Below are 18,277 nucleotides of genomic sequence, written 5' to 3' on the forward strand. Positions count from 1 at the left end.
TCACAAGTAAGGTAGGGTTATGATTTCAGGCATTTTAGCATCCCCGGGTATCGCTTTCGGCAAAGCACTGCTGCTGAAAGAAGACGAGATCGTCATCGACCGGAAAAAAATTTCTGCCGACAAGGTTGATCAGGAAGTTGAACGTTTTCTGAGCGGTCGTGCCAAGGCATCTGCGCAACTGGAAGCGATCAAAACTAAAGCTGGTGAAACTTTCGGTGAAGAAAAAGAAGCTATCTTCGAAGGGCACATCATGCTGCTCGAAGATGAGGAGCTGGAGCAGGAAATCATAGCCCTGATTAAAGATAAAGGCATGACGGCTGATGCAGCTGCGCATGAAGTTATCGAAGGTCAGGCAACTGCCCTGGAAGAACTGGATGATGAATACCTGAAAGAGCGTGCGGCGGACGTACGTGACATCGGTAAGCGCCTGCTGCGCAACATCCTGGGTCTGGCCATTATCGATCTGAGCGCGATTCAGGACGAAGTTATCCTGGTTGCCGCCGATCTGACCCCGTCTGAAACCGCACAGCTGAACCTGAACAAGGTGCTGGGTTTCATCACCGATGCGGGTGGACGTACCTCCCACACCTCTATCATGGCGCGTTCTCTGGAACTGCCTGCCATCGTGGGTACCGGTAGCGTCACCTCTCAGGTGAAAAACGACGACTATCTGATTCTGGATGCCGTAAACAATGTGGTTTACGTCAACCCAACTAACGACGTGATCGAGCAGCTGCGCACCGTTCAGGAGCAGGTTGCTACCGAGAAAGCGGAACTCGCTAAGCTGAAAGATCTGCCAGCCATTACGCTGGACGGTCATCAGGTTGAAGTGTGCGCTAACATCGGTACCGTCCGCGACGTCGACGGCGCTGAGCGCAACGGCGCGGAAGGTGTCGGTCTGTATCGTACTGAATTCCTGTTCATGGACCGCGACGCACTGCCAACCGAAGAAGAGCAGTTCGCTGCTTACAAAGCGGTGGCTGAAGCCTGTGGCTCTCAGGCGGTTATCGTACGTACCATGGACATCGGTGGCGACAAAGAGCTGCCGTACATGAACTTCCCGAAAGAAGAGAACCCGTTCCTGGGCTGGCGTGCGGTTCGTATCGCCATGGATCGTAAAGAGATCCTGCGTGACCAGGTTCGCGCTATCCTGCGTGCCTCTGCGTTCGGTAAGCTGCGCATTATGTTCCCGATGATCATCTCTGTTGAAGAAGTGCGTGCACTGAAAAAAGAGATCGAAATCTACAAACAGGAGCTGCGCGACGAAGGCAAAGCCTTTGACGAGTCAATCGAGATCGGCGTGATGGTAGAAACACCAGCGGCGGCGACCATTGCGCGTCATTTAGCCAAAGAAGTTGATTTCTTTAGTATCGGTACCAATGATTTAACGCAGTACACCCTGGCAGTTGACCGTGGTAATGATATGATTTCACATCTCTACCAGCCAATGTCACCGTCCGTACTGACGCTTATTAAGCAAGTTATTGATGCTTCTCATGCAGAAGGTAAATGGACTGGCATGTGCGGTGAGCTTGCAGGCGACGAACGTGCTACACTTCTGTTGCTGGGTATGGGTCTGGACGAATTCTCTATGAGCGCCATTTCCATCCCTCGCATTAAGAAGATTATCCGTAACACGAACTTCGAAGATGCGAAGGTATTAGCAGAGCAGGCTCTTGCTCAACCGACAACGGACGAGTTAATGACGCTGGTTAACAAGTTCATTGAAGAAAAAACAATCTGCTAATCCACGAGATGCGGCCCAATTACTGCTTAGGAGAAGATCATGGGTTTGTTCGATAAACTGAAATCTCTGGTTTCTGATGACAAGAAAGACTCCGGAACTATTGAGATTGTTGCTCCGCTCTCCGGCGAGATCGTCAACATCGAAGACGTGCCGGATGTAGTGTTTGCTGAGAAAATCGTTGGTGATGGCATTGCTATCAAACCAACTGGCAACAAAATGGTTGCTCCAGTTGACGGCACCATCGGTAAAATTTTTGAAACCAACCATGCGTTCTCTATCGAATCTGATAGCGGTATCGAACTGTTCGTTCACTTCGGTATCGACACCGTTGAACTGAAAGGCGAAGGCTTCAAACGTATCGCAGAAGAAGGCCAGCGCGTTAAAGTTGGCGACCCGGTGATTGAATTCGATCTGCCACTGCTGGAAGAAAAAGCCAAGTCTACCCTGACGCCGGTTGTTATCTCCAACATGGATGAAATCAAAGAACTGATCAAACTGTCTGGCAGCGTGACCGTGGGTGAAACCCCGGTTATCCGCATCAAGAAGTAATTCTTGCCGCACAGAAAAATGGCGCCTTCGGGCGCCATTTTTGTTTATGCAGGAAGAATAAGCTCGTCATAGCCTTTTTCATGCGTGAACATCATCACCTCGGTGACGCGGTCCCCCGCCGTGCGAATCGCCTCTGCAACGCTCTTTCCTTCAACGATACCGCTCACCAGCTCAGAGCAGAAAAGATCGCCGGTGCCTTTCAGGTCCGTCTTCACGCGCGGGTGCGCGCTCACGGTAACGCCTTCCCGGGTGACCAGCACCACATGGATGTTTTCCGGGGCGTCAGCAACGGGCGCGCTGGTGATGGCTACCCATTTCAGCGTGTCTGAGAGCAACTCCTGAGCCGCCGCGATGGCGCTTTCAGGTGTGCGGCACGGTTTGCCGCTGAGCACCTCGAGTTCAAAGACGTTAGGCGTAATCCCCTGCGCCAGCGGCAGCAGGTGCTGACGGTAGGCTTCCGGGATATCGGGCTTCACGTACATGCCGCTGTCGATGTCCCCGATAACCGGGTCAACCAGCACCAGCAGGTCGGGATGCTGAACCTTAATCGCTTTCAGCCAGTGAGACAGCAGCGCAATCTGGCTGGCGCTACCCATATAGCCCGTGGTCACGGCTTTAAGCTCGCGCAAAATCTCGCGCTCTTCCAGCGCCTTCAGATAGCCGCTAAACCACTCGTCCGGGATCACCCCGCCGTAAAACGTATCGTAATGGGGTGTATTGCTGAACAGCACCGTTGGCACCGCCGTAACGTTCAGTTGATGGGTCCTGATATTCGGCACCGCAATGCTGTTACCCACGCTGCCGTAAACCACCTGCGACTGCACGGCAACAATGTCGGTTTGCTGCGCCCGGGTTTTATCCCGGAATAAAATCATCTCCATGACGCTTAAATCCCCGCCCCCTGCGAATAACTCTCTTCACCAAAGACGCCGGTAGAAAGATAACGATCCCCGCGATCGCAGATTATTGCCACCACCACCGCGCCCGGATTGTCCTGCGCTACCCGGATCGCACCGGCTACCGCGCCACCCGAACTGACGCCGCAGAAGATACCTTCACGCACGGCCAGCTCACGCATGGTATTCTCCGCCTCACGCTGGTGAATATCCAGCACCAGGTCCACCAGCTGCGCATTAAAAATGCCCGGCATGTACTCTGCAGGCCAGCGGCGAATGCCGGGGATGCTGCTTCCCTCTTCCGGCTGCAGGCCGACGATGGTGACCGCTTTTTCCTGCTCGCGCAGAAAACGCGACACGCCGGTAATGGTGCCGGTTGTGCCCATGCTGGAGACAAAGTGGCTGATGCGCCCTCCGGTTTGTTGCCAGATTTCTGGCCCGGTGGTGGTGTAGTGAGCGTACGGGTTATCGGGATTGTTGAACTGGTCGAGCAGCTTGCCTTCGCCGCGCCCGGCCATCTCTAACGCCAGGTCGCGCGCCCCTTCCATCCCCTGCTCTTTGGTGACCAGAATCAGCTCTGCGCCGTAGGCACGCATTGCCGCACGGCGCTCCTGGCTCATGTTGTCCGGCATTAAAAGCTTCATCCGGTAGCCTTTGAGCGCGGCAATCATCGCCAGCGCAATGCCCGTGTTGCCGCTGGTTGCCTCAATCAATACGTCGCCGGGCTTAATTTCACCGCGTTTTTCGGCCTCGACTATCATCGACAGCGCCGCCCGATCTTTTACCGACCCAGCGGGGTTATTGCCTTCAAGTTTGACCCAGATTTCGCTGCCATTGTCAGGCCCCAGGCGCTGTAGTTTGACCAGAGGGGTATTGCCGATGGTGTGTTCTAATGTATTCATGATCGCTGTCCAATAAAAAGCCCGGTGGCGTGCAGCGATCCGGGCCTACAGACGTCATATTGTAGACCGGGTAAGCGCAGCGCCACCCGGCAAAACTACGTAATCCTAACCTATCAGGCCGACTCCGCCAGAGCAATATCCTCGCGCGTCTCAATACGCTCGTTGCCATGATAAATACGGGCATGCTGCAGGCCCACAAACAGGCGTTCACCCCGGTGCGGCGGCACGTCATCACGCATCACCACGGTCAGCGGCTCGGTGTACCAGCCCAGCGGTTGTACCACCAGTTGGGTGTAGTGCCCTTTAGGGCTAGCCTCAAGAACCTGCACCGGCAGCGGTGAATCCAGGCTGGTACGACGGCTGACGTCCACTTCCCACGGACGCAGGAACAGATCCACCGGCCCCTGATGGGCGGAGGTGTAGCCCAGCGGCCAGCGGTGCGCGCCGACGTGGAACTGGCCGCCGCGAATGGTGCCCTGCAGGCGGTTCACTTCCCCCATGAATTCGAGCACGAAGCGGGTGGACGGCTCGCGCCAGAGTTGTTCCGGCTCGTCTACCTGCTCAATGTTCCCCTGGCTCATCACCACCACGCGGTCCGCGACTTCCATCGCCTCTTCCTGATCGTGGGTCACGAAGACGCTGGTAAACTTAAGCTCTTCGTGCAGCTGACGCAGCCAGCGGCGTAGCTCTTTTCGCACCTGCGCGTCCAGCGCGCCGAACGGTTCGTCCAGCAGCAGGATCTGCGGCTCAACGGCCAGCGCGCGCGCCAGGGCGACACGCTGTTTCTGACCGCCGGAAAGCTGGGCGGGAAAACGGTCCGCCAGATGAGCGAGCTGCACCATCTCCAGCAGTTTGGTCACTTTCGCTTTGATGGCTGCCGCACTGGGACGCTCGCGACGCGGCAGCACGGTCAGGCCAAAGGCGATGTTGTCGAATACGGTCATGTGGCGGAACAGCGCGTAGTGCTGGAACACAAAGCCCACCTTACGGTCGCGGGCATGCAGGCGGCTCACGTCGGTACCGTGGAAGCGGATGTGTCCGCTGGTCTGGTGCTCAAGCCCGGCGATGATACGCAGCAGCGTGGTTTTACCGGAGCCAGACGGCCCCAGCAGCGCGACCATTTGTCCGGAAGGGATATCCAGCGAGATATCATTCAGCACCTGGGTGCGACCAAAAGACTTCTTAATATTGGCAATCTCAATGCTCATGATTTCCCTCCTGATGCTGACGTTTTTCCTGATTCTCTAAACGCCACTGCACCACACTCTTCAAAAACAGGGTCAAAATCGCCATCAGCGTCAGCAACGCTGCGGCAGTAAAGGAACCGACGGTGTTGTAGTCCTGTTCCAGTAATTCAATCTGTAACGGCAGCGACAGGGTTTCGCCGCGGATCGAGCCGGACACCACCGACACCGCACCAAATTCACCAATCGCGCGGGCGTTGGTCAGCACCACGCCATAGAGCAGTGCCCAGCGGATATTCGGCAGCGTGACGCGACGGAACATCTGCCAGCCGGAGGCGCCCAGCAGCACCGCCGCTTCGTCTTCATGGCTGCCCTGACTTAACATCACCGGAACCAGCTCGCGCACCACAAACGGACAGGTGACAAAAACCGTCACCAGCACCATGCCCGGCCAGGCGAACATGATTTGCAGGTTATGCTCGTCCAGCCAGCCGCCCAGCGGGCCGTTGGAACCGTAGAACAGCAGGTAAACCAGGCCCGCCACCACCGGCGAAACCGCAAAGGGGATATCCAGCAGGGTCAGCAAAAGCTGACGGCCTGGGAAGTTAAAGCGCGTCACCAGCCAGGCCAGCAGCGTGCCGAACACCAGGTTCACCGGCACGGTGATCAGCGCAATCAGCACGGTCAGCCAGATGGCGTGGAGCATATCCGGGTTCGCCAGGTTTTCCAGCGCAGGCATCAGCCCTTTGCTGAACGCCTGTACAAAGATGTAGACCATCGGCACGACGAGAATAAACGCCGACACCAGCACGCCCGTGCCAATCAGAAACCATTTACCCCAGTTGATACGGGGCGCGTCATAGCGCTTCAATTGAGTAACTTCCGCCATCAGTGACCTACCACGCGTCGACCAAAGCGACTTTGCAGAGTGTTAATCGAGAACAGCAGCAGCAGCGACGCGGCGAGGATCACCGAGGCAATCGCACTGGCCGCCGGATAATCAAACTCCTGCAAACGCACAAAAATCATCAGCGAGGTCACTTCCGTTTTCCACGCGATATTCCCGGCGATGAAAATCACCGCGCCGAACTCGCCGAGGCTGCGGGTAAACGACAGCGCCACGCCCGCCAGCAGCGCCGGAGACAGCTCCGGCAGCACCACCTTGCGAAAACTCTGCCAGCGCGTGGCACCCAACGTTTCTGCCGCCTCTTCATACTCCGGGCCTAACTCTTCCAGCACCGGCTGAACGGTACGCACCACGAACGGGATGCTGGTAAAGGCCATCGCCACTGCGATACCAAGCCAGGTATAGGTCACTTTGATATCAAACTTCGCCAGCCACTCGCCGTAAAACCCGTTGACGGAGAACAGCGACGCCAGCGTTAAGCCTGCAACCGCGGTCGGAAGCGCAAACGGCAGGTCCATCAGCGCATCCAGCAGCGTACGGCCCGGGAAACGGTAGCGGGTTAAGATCCACGCCATCAGCAGGCCGAACACGCCGTTAAAAATGGAGGCCACAAACGCCGACAGCAGCGTGACTTTATAGGCCGCCACCACCTGCGGGTTGGTAATGACCTCCCAGTACTGCGCCCAGCTCATCTGGGCGAGCTGCATGACCAGCGCGCTGAGCGGCAACAGCAAAATCAGGCAGACGAACAGCAGGCTGGTCCCGAGGCTCAGGGTAAAGCCCGGCAGCACGCGTCTTGTTGATCCTGCAAACATTACTTACGCCCCGCCGCCAGCAGTTTGTCTAACTCTCCGCCACTGACAAAGTGCGTCTTCATCACCTCAGGCCACGTGCCAAAATGATCTTCCACGCGGAACAACTCGGTCTGCGGGAATTTATCCTTCAGCGTGTTCATCACGTCCGGGTTATTCACGCGGTAGTAATAATCAGTAATGATGGTCTGCGCCTGCGGGCTGTACAGATAGTTCAGGTAAGCCTTCGCCGCCTTCTCGGTGCCGTTGGCCTTCACGTTTTTATCCACCCACGCCACCGGGAACTCGGCCAGGATGTTGGTTTTCGGGATGACCACCTCGAAGCCCTGCGCCTCGTACTGTTTGCGGATGTTGTTCACTTCCGATTCGAAGCTGATCAGCACGTCACCCAGGCCGCGCTCGGCGAAGGTGGTGGTGGCTCCGCGTCCGCCGGTATCAAACACTTCGACGTTTTTCAGGAACTGGGTCATGAACTGCTCGGTTTTGGCTTTGTCGTTGCCGTCCGCCTTGTCCGCCGCGCCCCACGCGGCCAGATAGGTGTAGCGCGCGTTACCGGAGGTTTTTGGGTTCGGGAAGACAAGCTTCACGTCGGAGCGCACGAGATCGTTCCAGTCGTGGATATTTTTCGGGTTGCCCTTGCGCACCAGGAAGCCCATGGTGGAGTAGAACGGCGAACTGTTGTTCGGCAGGCGGCTCTGCCAGTCCGCCGGGATCAGCTTGCCCTTGTCGTGCAGGATCTGCACATCCGTTACCTGGTTATACGTCACCACGTCCGCTTTCAGCCCCTGCAGGATCGCCAGCGCCTGCTTGGACGAACCGGCATGAGACTGCTTAATGGTCAGCTTGTCGCCGTTGTTGTCTTTGGCCCACTGCTGCTCAAACGGCGGGTTAAGGGCGGCAAACAGCTCGCGGGAGACATCATACGAGCTGTTCAGCAACTCGGTTGCCTGCGCCTGTGCCACCAGCAGTAAACCTGCCAGCGCCAGGGAACCTTTTTTCAGTACAGAAGCGGCCATTGCGCACCCTTATAAATGAGATGACTATCTTATGGTCATAATATTTATAACGAGGACGAAAGGAGTAACGGTTTTATATACCGTTTGGTGATTTAGAAGCAGAAAAGAGAATAAGGCTGCGGGGAAAATTGCCGGGTGGCACTAACGCTTACCCGGCCTGGGTATGGGGAGCAGTTTACAGCGCGAGCAGTCGCTCTACGGACGGCGCAAAGTAGTAGCCGCCGGTCACCGGTTTGGTGAAGCGCAGCATGGCGTCGCGCTTGCCGTCGGTGTCGCCGAACATGCTCAGCAGTTGCTGTTCAATGTTATACAGGCGCGCGCAGTAGGCGCAGAAGTAAAGGCCGTGCGTGCCGCTGGCGGTGCCGTACGGCAGGCTCTGGCGCACAATCTTCAGCCCTTTGCCGTCTTCCTTGAGGTCAACGCGGGTCAGGTGCGAGGTCACAGGCCGGACGTCGCCGTCGATCTCTTCGTTGGCGTCCCTGGTGCGGCCGATCATCATCTCCTGATCGTGCACGCTCATGCGGTTAAGCTGCTTGAGGTTATGTTCCCAGCGCTGGACGAACACGTAGCTGCCGCCCGCGTCCACGCCGTCTTTGATCACCGCCACTTCGCGACGCGTCTCTTCACCCGCCGGGTTTTCGGTTCCGTCAACGAAGCCGCTCAAATCGCGCTCTTCCACCCAGCGGAAACCGTGCACCTCTTCCTGCACCTTGATGCTGTCGCCAAAGGCCTCCAGCGCCGCCTGGGCCACGGAAAAGTTCAGGTCATGACGCAGGGAAAGGATATGGATCAGCACGTCGTACTGGGTTGCCGGGGCCAGGCCTTTGCCGTAAGGGATGAAATCTTTCAGCTCTTGCGCCCCTTCGCCGCCGCTCAGCTGGCGCCAGACGTTATTGCCAAACGCGACAACCGCGCCAAGGTGGGCATCCGGGAATGTCGCCTGAAACGTCGCCAGTTTATCGATAAAAATCTTGCTGGCCGCACGCAGGGCATCCACATCCCCGTTGACGTTGGCTTCAATCCAAATCGCCGCGCGGCAATGTTCTGGCAAAATGCCACTCTGAACCTGAGACATCGCTCCTCCTGAAAAAAAGATGCCACGGTAGCGTGGCATTGATGGCGGCTATTATACCTGGATTTCAGCGAGGCGGTTTGTTCAGGCGCAAATTACTGCTTCCAGATAATCTTGCTCACTTTCCAGGTTTTCAGCGTGTCGTCAGACGGCATTAACCCTTCCGGGCCGCTCCACTCGCCGGTGAAGAGATAGCTGATGTGCAGGCTGCCCTCCGCCTTACACTCTACCGCGACGCGGTCGTCCGACGGCACGCTGGTGCAGTGGCCAAAGGCTTTTTGATAAAGATCGCCAAACGGCGTGCCGACCTTGACGCCGCTCGCCGTCGGAATGTCCTCGTCCATCACCGCCACGCGATTAACGGTGCCGTTATCGCCGTTGATCACCAGCGCCAGTTTGTCATCCTTCAGGGCTTCAAAATAACGCACGATGGTGCCGTTTTCGGTTTTCATACCGCTGCGCAGGCGGTAGTCGCTGCCCAGCGCGTCCTGAATGGCGTCCTGGTTCAGCGCGGTGGCGGCGGTGATGTTACCCACGCCCTGCTCGGTGACTTCCGTTGAAGAGCCAAACCAGTTCCACGGATAGGCTGCAGACCAGTTAACGGAGGAGAGCGTTGAGCAGCCGGTTAACGCCAGCGGCAGAGCGCATAAAAGTAAACGCAGCGATTTCATTAAAACGTCCTTTCTTAGTCAATCAACGCTTGTTGGAGTGCGGCATCGGCAAAAAGTGCCGCTTAATCTTTCTCGGGGGTAAAACAGGCGCGCAGACGCGGGTTGGTCAGCAGCCACAGCAGCGCGACGATGTCCGCCACCACCAGCGCAACCCCGATGCCCGACAGCGGCTCGCCGTTAAGCCAGAGCCACGGCTGCCAGCCCAGCAGCACCACCTGCGCAAGGATCAACAGCCCGCGCAGCGCGCTCCAGACGCGCGGGATAACCTGCCGCCGTCCGCTGCACAGAAACGCCAGCACCGCAGGCACACCAGGCAGCAGTCCGAGCCAGAACGCGTCGTGGTCGGGGTAGAACAGATTCAGCAGCGTGTCGCCCTGCCCGCGCGACGCGCCGGCCATCACAAACAGTACCCAGGTGCGTGCCTGTAACAGCAGCACGCACCAGAACAGGAAGGGCAAACGAAGACGACCCTGGGTGTCGTAATCGGCAGGGTGAAACTCAATACTCTTCATCTTCGATCAAACGCTTACCTAAACTCAGCACGTCGGCATGCTCATAGCCCAGACGCTCATACATGCCCAGCACCACGTCGTTGTCTTCCCGCACCATGATCTGGATCTTCGGACAGCCGCGGGCAATCAGTTTCTTTTCCAGACGATTAAGCAGCGCGTTAGCAATGCCGCGCGCGCGGTATTCCGGATGAACGCCCAGATAATAGGCCGAGCCGCGATGTCCGTCGTAACCGCCCATCACCGTACCGACCACCTCGCCGTTCACTTCCGCAATCAGGAACAGGCTGACATCGTGATTGACCTTACGTTCGATATCCATTTCCGGATCGTTCCACGGACGCAGCAAATCGCAGCGCTCCCAAAGGGTAATCACCTCTTCGAAATCTTCCTGGCGAAAAACGCGTATCTCCATGGTATTAACCGCCTTTTTGGGTTTAAAAACAGTAATTATCGCCCGAACGCCCCGTTTAGCCAATATGCGGGGAAAATCTCGCCAAAATTTGGCATAATGTCACTTTGTCACGTATTGAAATGAAAAGTAAAACAATTCTCAATAAGGACTGTCGTAACGCCAAACGCGATACGATATAACACCAGGACCCCAATTTTTACTATTCAGGCCGCATGAGCACATTCAAACCATTAAAAGCACTCACATCGCGTCGTCAGGTTCTCAAAGCGGGGCTGGCGGCCTTAACGTTAACGGGCATCGCAAAGCAGGCTCAGGCAAAAGACGAGAGCACGCTAAAAACCCACAACGGGCACAGCAAGCCAAAAGCTAAAAAAGCGGGCGCACGACGCCTGGTTATGCTGGATCCGGGTCATGGGGGCATTGATACCGGCGCCATTGGAAGAAACGGTTCGAAAGAAAAACACGTCGTGCTGGCGATTGCAAAAAATGTGCGATCGATTTTACGCAACAACGGCATTGACGCGCGTCTGACGCGCACCGGCGACACCTTTATTCCCCTGTACGACCGCGTTGAAATCGCCCATCAGCACGGCGCCGATCTGTTTATGTCGATTCACGCCGACGGCTTTACCAACCCATCCGCGGCGGGCGCATCGGTGTTTGCCCTCTCTAACCGTGGGGCCAGTAGCGCAATGGCTAAATACCTCTCCGACCGTGAAAACCGGGCGGACGAAGTGGCCGGGAAGAAAGCGACCGACAAAGATCACCTGCTCCAGCAGGTGCTGTTTGACCTTGTTCAGACGGACACCATTAAAAACAGCCTGACGCTCGGCTCGCATATCCTGAAAAAGATTAAGCCCGTGCATCGGTTGCACAGTAAAGGCACCGAGCAGGCGGCGTTTGTGGTGCTGAAATCGCCGTCGATCCCCTCGGTGCTGGTTGAAACCTCGTTTATCACCAACCCGGAAGAGGAGCGACTGCTCGGTACTACGGCGTTTCGCCAGAAGATCGCCAATGCCATTGCCTCCGGGATCATCAGTTATTTCAACTGGTTTGATAATCAAAAAGCGCACTCCAGGAAACGTTAATGAAACCCAATGCACAGCGGGTGAAATCCTTCCTGATGCAGCTGCAGGATGAGATTTGCCAGAAACTGGCCGCCGAAGACGGCGGTGAATTCCAGGAAGATAGCTGGCAGCGCGACGCGGGCGGCGGTGGCCGAAGCCGCGTGCTGCGTAACGGCGGCGTCTTTGAGCAGGCCGGCGTAAACTTTTCCCACGTTCATGGCGATGCCATGCCCGCCTCCGCAACCGCGCACCGCCCGGAGCTGGCGGGCCGTAGCTTCGAGGCGATGGGCGTATCGCTGGTGGTGCATCCGCATAATCCCTTTGTGCCGACCAGCCACGCCAACGTGCGTTTTTTCATTGCGGAAAAACCGGGGGCCGATCCGGTCTGGTGGTTTGGCGGCGGGTTCGATCTTACGCCCTACTACGGCTTTGAAGAGGACGCCGTGCACTGGCACACCACCGCGCGCGACCTGTGCCTGCCGTTTGGCGAAGACGTTTACCCGAACTACAAAAAGTGGTGCGACGACTATTTCTATCTCAAGCACCGCGATGAGCAGCGCGGCATTGGCGGGCTGTTCTTTGACGATCTCAACACGCCGGATTTTGACACCGCGTTTCGCTTTATGCAGGCGGTAGGCCAGGGCTTTACCGACGCCTACCTGCCCATCGTCGAGCGGCGCAAAAACACCGATTACGGCGTGCGCGAACGGGAGTTCCAGCTCTATCGACGCGGGCGCTACGTGGAGTTCAACCTGGTGTGGGATCGCGGTACGCTGTTTGGCCTGCAAACCGGCGGGCGCACGGAGTCGATCCTGATGTCGATGCCGCCGCTGGTGCGCTGGGAGTACAACTTTGATCCGAAAGAAGGCAGCCCTGAGGCTGCCCTGAAAGCGTTTATTCGGGTTCGGGACTGGGTTTAATGCCGGCGCTTGCCCGGCCTGCATAATCCGTAGGTCGGGTAGGCGAATGCGCCACCCGACACCACGCCCTTACAGCGGCTGCGTCTGCGCTTCAACCACCGCCAGCGCCACCATGTTCACAATCCGACGCACAGAGGCAATCGGTGTTAACACATGCACCGGCTTCGAGATGCCCATCAGCACCGGTCCTACGGTGACCCCTTCAGAGCTGGACACGCGCAGCAGGTTGTAGCTGATCCGCGCCGCTTCGACGTTCGGCATGATCAGCACGTTAGCCGAGCCTTTCAGCGGGCTGTCCGGCATCCGTTCGTTGCGAATGCTCTCCACCAGCGCGGCATCGCCGTGCATCTCACCGTCGATCATCAGCTCCGGCGCACGCTCGCGCACCCGCTCCAGCGTCTCGCGCATTTTGCAGGCCGCCGCAGATTTCGAGGAACCAAAGTTCGAATGAGAGAGCAGCGCAACTTTCGGCTCGATACCAAACCGGCGCACGGTTTCCGCCGCCATCACGGTGATTTCCGCCAGCTGCTCCGGCGTCGGATCGTCGTTGACGTAGGTATCCGCAATAAAGGTGTTCCCGCTTGGCAGCAGCAGCGCGTTCATTGCCCCGGCGGTATGCACCCCGTCGCGATAGCCGAAGATCTCCTGCACCACGCTGAAATGCTCGTGGTAATCACCTACGGTGCCGCAGATCAGCGCATCCGCTTCGCCACGCTGAACCATGATCGCGCCGATCACCGTGGTGTTGCTGATCACGGCTTTCTGCGCCTGCTCCTGGGTGATCCCGCGACGTTTCATGATCGCGTAGTATTCGTTCCAGTACTCTTTGAAACGCGGATCGGATTCGTTGTTAACGATCTCAAAGTCCACGCCCGGCTTAATCTGTAGCCCCAGCTTCTGGATACGCATCTCGATTACGCTCGGACGGCCAATCAGGATCGGTTTCGCCAGCCCTAAGGTGATCAGCTCCTGCGTCGCGTGCAGCACGCGCGCCTCCTCCCCTTCCGCCAGCACCACGCGCTTCGCGTCGGCGCGCGCCTGGGAGAAGATCGGCTTCATGAACAGGTTGGTTTTGTAAACAAACTCGGTGAGCTTATCGACGTAGGCATCGAAATCCTGAATCGGACGCGTCGCCACGCCGGAGTCCATCGCCGCTTTGGCTACCGCTGGCGCGATTTTGACAATCAAACGCGGGTCGAACGGTTTAGGAATGATGTAGTCCGGGCCAAAGCTCAGATCCTGATCGCCATAGGCTGAGGCAACCACTTCGCTCTGCTCGGCGTGGGCCAGCTCGGCGATGGCGTGAACAGCGGCCAGCTTCATCTCTTCGTTGATTGCCGTCGCACCCACGTCCAGCGCGCCGCGGAAGATGAACGGGAAGCACAGCACGTTGTTCACCTGGTTTGGGTAGTCCGAGCGACCGGTACAGATAATGGCGTCTTCACGCACCGCTTTCGCCAGCGGCGGCAGGATTTCCGGCTCCGGGTTCGCCAGCGCCAGGATCATCGGCGCGCGCGCCATCTTCTGTACCATCTCCTGAGTCAGGACTTTCGGTCCGGAGCAGCCAAGGAAGATATCCGCGCCGTCGATCACGTCGTCCAGGGTCCGTTTTCCGTCATCGTCCACCGCGTACGCCGCTTTGGTTTCCGCCATATTTGGCTCGCGGTCTTTATAGATCACGCCTTTGGAGTCGCAGACCACAATGTTGTGTTTCTGCATCCCAAGCGCCACCAGCAGGTTCATACAGGCAATCGCCGCCGCGCCCGCCCCCGAGACCACCATGCGCACGTCAGACAGATTTTTTTCCACCACCCGCAGGCCGTTCAGAATGGCCGCGGTGCTGATAATCGCCGTGCCGTGCTGGTCATCGTGGAACACGGGAATGTTCATGCGCTCGCGCAGCTTTTGCTCGATATAGAAACATTCCGGCGCTTTGATATCTTCCAGGTTGATGCCGCCGAATGTGGGCTCCAGGGCTGCCACCACGTTGATGAATTTGTCCGGGTCCAGCTCGTCCACTTCGATATCAAACACGTCGATACCGGCAAATTTCTTGAACAGTACGCCCTTCCCTTCCATCACCGGCTTACCCGCCAGCGCACCGATATTGCCTAATCCCAGTACCGCCGTGCCGTTGGAGATTACCGCCACCAGATTACCGCGCGCGGTGTATTTGTAGGCTGCCAGCGGGTCTTTTTCAATTTCAAGACACGGCGCGGCAACGCCCGGCGAGTAGGCCAGCGCCAGATCGCGCTGGGTCGCCAGCGGCTTGGTAGGGGAAACCTGGATTTTGCCCGGAACCGGGAATTCATGAAAATCGAGAGCACTTTGTTTTAACTGATCATCCATCTTGTTATTCCTTCACGTATCGATCAAAAAGGGTGATGTTTACGATCCTGATGCACACCCTGGAGTGCCGCATAGTATCGCCGCAGGTGGCCGACTAAACTTTGAAGGCTGCCAAACTCTCACCATTGCAGAGCAAAAATTGTTATCAATTTATAACAGTGATGTTACCCGTCTCAGAAAGCAATGCCTCCCCCGTCTGCTATGCTTTTTTGTTAAGTCGATCATGATTTTCGCAGAAGTGTGAACAAACACACTCGACTAACTCTTTTATTTCCAAGGAGTAATTATTTATGAACCAGCTAGACGGCATCAAACAATTCACCACCGTAGTCGCGGACAGCGGCGATATCGAGTCTATCCGCAGCTATCAGCCGGAAGATGCGACCACCAACCCCTCGCTGCTGCTCAAAGCGGCAGGGCTTGAACATTTCAGTCATCTGATTGATGACGCCATCGCCTATGGCAAACAGCGCGGGAAAACCCAGGAGCAGCAGGTCGCCGAAGCCAGCGACAAGCTGGCGGTCAATATCGGTGCGGAAATTCTGAAAAGCATACCGGGACGCGTGTCGACCGAAGTGGACGCCCGCCTTTCCTTCGACCAGGAAAAAAGCATCAACAAAGCCCGCCGCCTGGTAGAGCTTTATCAGGAGCAGGGAATTGATAAATCGCGCATTCTGATCAAGCTCGCTTCAACCTGGGAAGGCATTCGCGCCGCCGAGGTGCTGGAAAAAGAGGGGATCCACTGCAACCTGACGCTGCTGTTCTCCTTTGCTCAGGCACGTGCCTGCGCCGAGGCGGGCGTGTTCCTTGTCTCACCGTTCGTCGGGCGTATCTACGACTGGTATCAGGCAAAACAGCCGATGGACCCGTATGTGGTGGAAGAAGACCCCGGCGTGAAGTCGGTCCGCAATATCTATGACTATTACAAACAGCACCGCTACGAGACCATCGTGATGGGGGCCAGCTTCCGCCGCACCGAGCAGATCCTCGCCCTGGCAGGCTGTGACCGCCTGACTATCTCTCCTGACCTGCTGAAAAAACTGCAGCAGAGCGACGAGACGGTGATCCGTAAACTGGTGCCGACCTCAACCGTGCTGCCAAAACCGAAAGCGATGACGGAGGCGGAGTTCCGCTGGGAGCACAACCAGGACGCAATGGCCGTCGATAAACTGGCGGAAGGCATTCGCCTGTTCGCCGTCGACCAGCGCAAACTTGAAGATCTTCTTGCCGCCAAACTTTAACCTTGCCATGGAGTGAACTATGTCCCGTAAAGAGCTCGCCAATGCCATTCGCGCCCTCAGCATGGATGCCGTGCAGAAAGCCAATTCCGGCCACCCTGGCGCCCCGATGGGCATGGCAGATATTGCCGAAGTGCTGTGGAACGACTTCCTGAAGCACAACCCGACCGATCCCACCTGGTACGATCGTGACCGTTTTATTCTCTCAAACGGCCATGCCTCCATGCTGCTCTATAGCCTGCTGCACCTCTCCGGCTACGATCTGCCGCTTGAGGAGATCAAAAACTTCCGCCAGCTGCATTCGAAAACGCCGGGCCACCCGGAGATTGGTTATACGCCGGGCGTTGAGACCACCACCGGGCCGCTCGGTCAGGGTCTGGCGAACGCCGTCGGTCTGGCGATTGCCGAGCGCACGCTGGGCGCGCAGTTTAACCAGCCAGGCCATGACATCGTTGACCACTACACCTATGTGTTTATGGGCGATGGCTGTCTGATGGAGGGGATTTCACACGAGGTCTGCTCGCTGGCGGGCACGCTGGGGCTGGGTAAGCTGATTGGCTTCTACGATCACAACGGTATCTCGATTGACGGGGAAACCGAAGGCTGGTTTACCGACGACACGGCCAAACGCTTCGAGGCCTACCACTGGCACGTGGTGCACGAAATCGACGGTCACGATCCTGAGGCGGTGAAAAAAGCGATTCAGGAAGCGCAGAGCGTGAAGGACAAACCGTCCCTGATTATCTGCCGGACCACCATCGGCTTCGGCTCACCGAACAAAGCGGGCAAGGAAGAGTCGCACGGCGCGGCGCTGGGCGAAGAAGAGGTGGCGCTGACCCGTCAGAAACTGGGCTGGAAATACCCGGCGTTCGAGATCCCAAAAGAGATCTACAAAGCCTGGGACGCGCGTGAAGCGGGTGAACACGCGCAGCACGCCTGGAACGAGAAGTTCGCCGCCTACAAAAAGGCGTACCCGGCGCTGGCCGCCGAGTTTTCCCGCCGCATGAGCGGGGGTCTGCCGGAGGACTGGGAAGCGAAAACCCAGGCGCTGATTGAAGAGTTGCAGTCCAATCCGGCGAAAATTGCCACCCGTAAGGCATCGCAAAACACTCTCAATGCCATCGGCCCAATCCTGCCGGAACTGCTCGGCGGCTCGGCGGACCTGGCACCAAGTAACCTGACCATCTGGTCTGGCTCTAAATCCCTGAAGGAGGACGTGGCCGGGAACTACATTCACTACGGCGTGCGTGAATTCGGGATGACGGCCATTGCCAACGGTATCGCCCATCACGGCGGCTTTGTGCCTTATACCGCCACCTTCCTGATGTTTGTTGAATATGCCCGCAACGCGGCGCGTATGGCGGCGCTGATGAAGGCGCGGCAGATCATGGTCTATACCCACGACTCCATCGGTCTGGGGGAAGACGGGCCGACGCACCAGGCAGTTGAACAGCTGGCGAGCCTGCGCCTGACGCCAAACTTCAGCACCTGGCGTCCGTGCGATCAGGTAGAGGCCGCGGTCGGCTGGAAGCTGGCGGTTGAACGCCACAACGGGCCGACGGCGCTGATCCTGTCGCGTCAGAATCTGGCGCAGATTGAGCGTACGCCGGAGCAGGTGAAAAATATCGCTCGCGGCGGCTACATTCTGAAAGACAGCGGCGGCAAGCCGGACGTGATTTTGATTGCTACCGGTTCTGAGATTGAAATCACCGTTAAGGCAGCGGAGAAGCTGACCGCCGAAGGTCACGCGGTGCGCGTGGTCTCCCTGCCCTCTACCGATATTTTCAACGCACAGGATGAGGCTTACCGTGAATCGGTCCTGCCTTCAAACGTTGCGGCACGCGTGGCGGTGGAAGCGGGGATCGCCGACTACTGGTACAAGTATGTCGGGCTGAAAGGCGCGATTGTCGGGATGCGCGGCTACGGCGAATCGGCCCCGGCCGACAAGCTGTTCCCGTATTTCGGCTTTACCGTCGAGAACGTGGTCGAGAAGGCGCTAAGCGTGCTGTAGTGCGGTTTTCGT

17 protein-coding genes are annotated in these 18,277 nt (G+C 57.4%); 6 read left to right on the forward strand and 11 right to left on the reverse strand.

Features of this window, described 5'->3' with window-relative positions; genetic code table 11:
* The first annotated feature begins 19 nt into the window (after window positions 1-19).
* The gene (gene ptsI / locus FFS28_RS10145) at window positions 20-1,747 is read left to right on the forward strand and encodes a phosphoenolpyruvate-protein phosphotransferase PtsI (protein WP_006176603.1); all 1,728 of its coding nucleotides are present in this window, start codon (window positions 20-22) and stop codon (window positions 1,745-1,747) included.
* 39 nt (window positions 1,748-1,786) lie between these two features.
* A complete protein-coding gene (gene crr / locus FFS28_RS10150) occupies window positions 1,787-2,296 on the forward strand; it encodes a PTS glucose transporter subunit IIA (protein ID WP_003861316.1) in 510 nt (169 codons plus the stop codon).
* A gap of 44 nt (window positions 2,297-2,340) precedes the next feature.
* Here the strand turns inward: crr and pdxK are convergent, their stop codons facing one another.
* The 10 genes from pdxK to FFS28_RS10200 all read right to left on the reverse strand — a co-directional run bounded on the left by pdxK (window position 2,341) and on the right by FFS28_RS10200 (window position 10,680).
* The gene (gene pdxK, locus FFS28_RS10155) at window positions 2,341-3,177 is read right to left on the reverse strand and encodes a pyridoxine/pyridoxal/pyridoxamine kinase (protein WP_137849467.1); all 837 of its coding nucleotides are present in this window, start codon (window positions 3,175-3,177) and stop codon (window positions 2,341-2,343) included.
* A gap of 5 nt (window positions 3,178-3,182) precedes the next feature.
* Window positions 3,183-4,094 (reverse strand): cysteine synthase CysM, encoded by a 912-nt coding sequence (gene cysM, locus FFS28_RS10160; protein WP_006176605.1) that lies wholly within the window; start codon window positions 4,092-4,094, stop codon window positions 3,183-3,185.
* Between the two features lie 113 nt (window positions 4,095-4,207).
* Entirely contained in the window at window positions 4,208-5,302 is a 1,095-nt protein-coding gene (cysA, locus tag FFS28_RS10165) for a sulfate/thiosulfate ABC transporter ATP-binding protein CysA (RefSeq protein ID WP_088207973.1), read from the reverse strand.
* The gene (gene cysW / locus FFS28_RS10170; protein WP_006176607.1) at window positions 5,292-6,167 is read right to left on the reverse strand and encodes a sulfate/thiosulfate ABC transporter permease CysW; all 876 of its coding nucleotides are present in this window, start codon (window positions 6,165-6,167) and stop codon (window positions 5,292-5,294) included. The genes cysA and cysW overlap by 11 nt, the downstream gene beginning before the upstream one ends.
* Complete coding sequence (gene cysT, locus FFS28_RS10175) at window positions 6,167-7,000, reverse strand: sulfate/thiosulfate ABC transporter permease CysT (RefSeq protein ID WP_006176608.1); 834 nt, start codon at window positions 6,998-7,000, stop codon at window positions 6,167-6,169. The genes cysW and cysT overlap by 1 nt, the downstream gene beginning before the upstream one ends.
* Window positions 7,000-8,013 (reverse strand): sulfate ABC transporter substrate-binding protein, encoded by a 1,014-nt coding sequence (locus tag FFS28_RS10180; RefSeq protein ID WP_137849468.1) that lies wholly within the window; start codon window positions 8,011-8,013, stop codon window positions 7,000-7,002. The genes cysT and FFS28_RS10180 overlap by 1 nt, the downstream gene beginning before the upstream one ends.
* 175 nt (window positions 8,014-8,188) lie before the next feature.
* Window positions 8,189-9,088, reverse strand: a complete 900-nt coding sequence (locus tag FFS28_RS10185) for a Dyp-type peroxidase (RefSeq protein ID WP_137849469.1) — start codon at window positions 9,086-9,088, stop codon at window positions 8,189-8,191.
* 92 nt (window positions 9,089-9,180) lie between these two features.
* The gene (locus FFS28_RS10190; protein ID WP_137849470.1) at window positions 9,181-9,756 is read right to left on the reverse strand and encodes an RpoE-regulated lipoprotein; all 576 of its coding nucleotides are present in this window, start codon (window positions 9,754-9,756) and stop codon (window positions 9,181-9,183) included.
* 62 nt (window positions 9,757-9,818) lie between these two features.
* Window positions 9,819-10,268: a DUF2919 domain-containing protein gene (locus tag FFS28_RS10195; RefSeq protein WP_006176612.1), complete on the reverse strand. Its 450-nt coding sequence runs from the start codon at window positions 10,266-10,268 to the stop codon at window positions 9,819-9,821.
* A complete protein-coding gene (locus FFS28_RS10200; protein WP_006176613.1) occupies window positions 10,255-10,680 on the reverse strand; it encodes a GNAT family acetyltransferase in 426 nt (141 codons plus the stop codon). The genes FFS28_RS10195 and FFS28_RS10200 overlap by 14 nt, the downstream gene beginning before the upstream one ends.
* Window positions 10,681-10,892: 212 nt before the next feature.
* Here FFS28_RS10200 and amiA point away from each other — a divergent pair, with 212 nt between their 5' ends.
* Both amiA and hemF read left to right on the forward strand, forming a co-directional pair.
* A complete protein-coding gene (gene amiA, locus FFS28_RS10205; protein ID WP_137849471.1) occupies window positions 10,893-11,768 on the forward strand; it encodes an N-acetylmuramoyl-L-alanine amidase AmiA in 876 nt (291 codons plus the stop codon).
* Window positions 11,768-12,667: an oxygen-dependent coproporphyrinogen oxidase gene (gene hemF, locus FFS28_RS10210; protein ID WP_137849472.1), complete on the forward strand. Its 900-nt coding sequence runs from the start codon at window positions 11,768-11,770 to the stop codon at window positions 12,665-12,667. Before amiA ends, hemF begins: the two co-directional genes overlap by 1 nt.
* A gap of 69 nt (window positions 12,668-12,736) precedes the next feature.
* Here the strand turns inward: hemF and maeB are convergent, their stop codons facing one another.
* Window positions 12,737-15,016: an NADP-dependent oxaloacetate-decarboxylating malate dehydrogenase gene (gene maeB / locus FFS28_RS10215; protein WP_006176616.1), complete on the reverse strand. Its 2,280-nt coding sequence runs from the start codon at window positions 15,014-15,016 to the stop codon at window positions 12,737-12,739.
* A gap of 290 nt (window positions 15,017-15,306) precedes the next feature.
* On the opposite strand from maeB, the gene tal reads away from it, so the two are divergent.
* Together tal and tkt are read left to right on the forward strand one after the other, a co-directional pair.
* Entirely contained in the window at window positions 15,307-16,257 is a 951-nt protein-coding gene (gene tal, locus FFS28_RS10220; protein ID WP_006176617.1) for a transaldolase, read from the forward strand.
* 19 nt (window positions 16,258-16,276) lie between these two features.
* A complete protein-coding gene (tkt, locus tag FFS28_RS10225; protein WP_137849473.1) occupies window positions 16,277-18,265 on the forward strand; it encodes a transketolase in 1,989 nt (662 codons plus the stop codon).
* Window positions 18,266-18,277 lie beyond the last annotated feature (12 nt).

The organism is Enterobacter sp. 2VL (assembly GCF_005503595.1).
GTDB classification, from domain to species: domain Bacteria; phylum Pseudomonadota; class Gammaproteobacteria; order Enterobacterales; family Enterobacteriaceae; genus Enterobacter; species Enterobacter cancerogenus.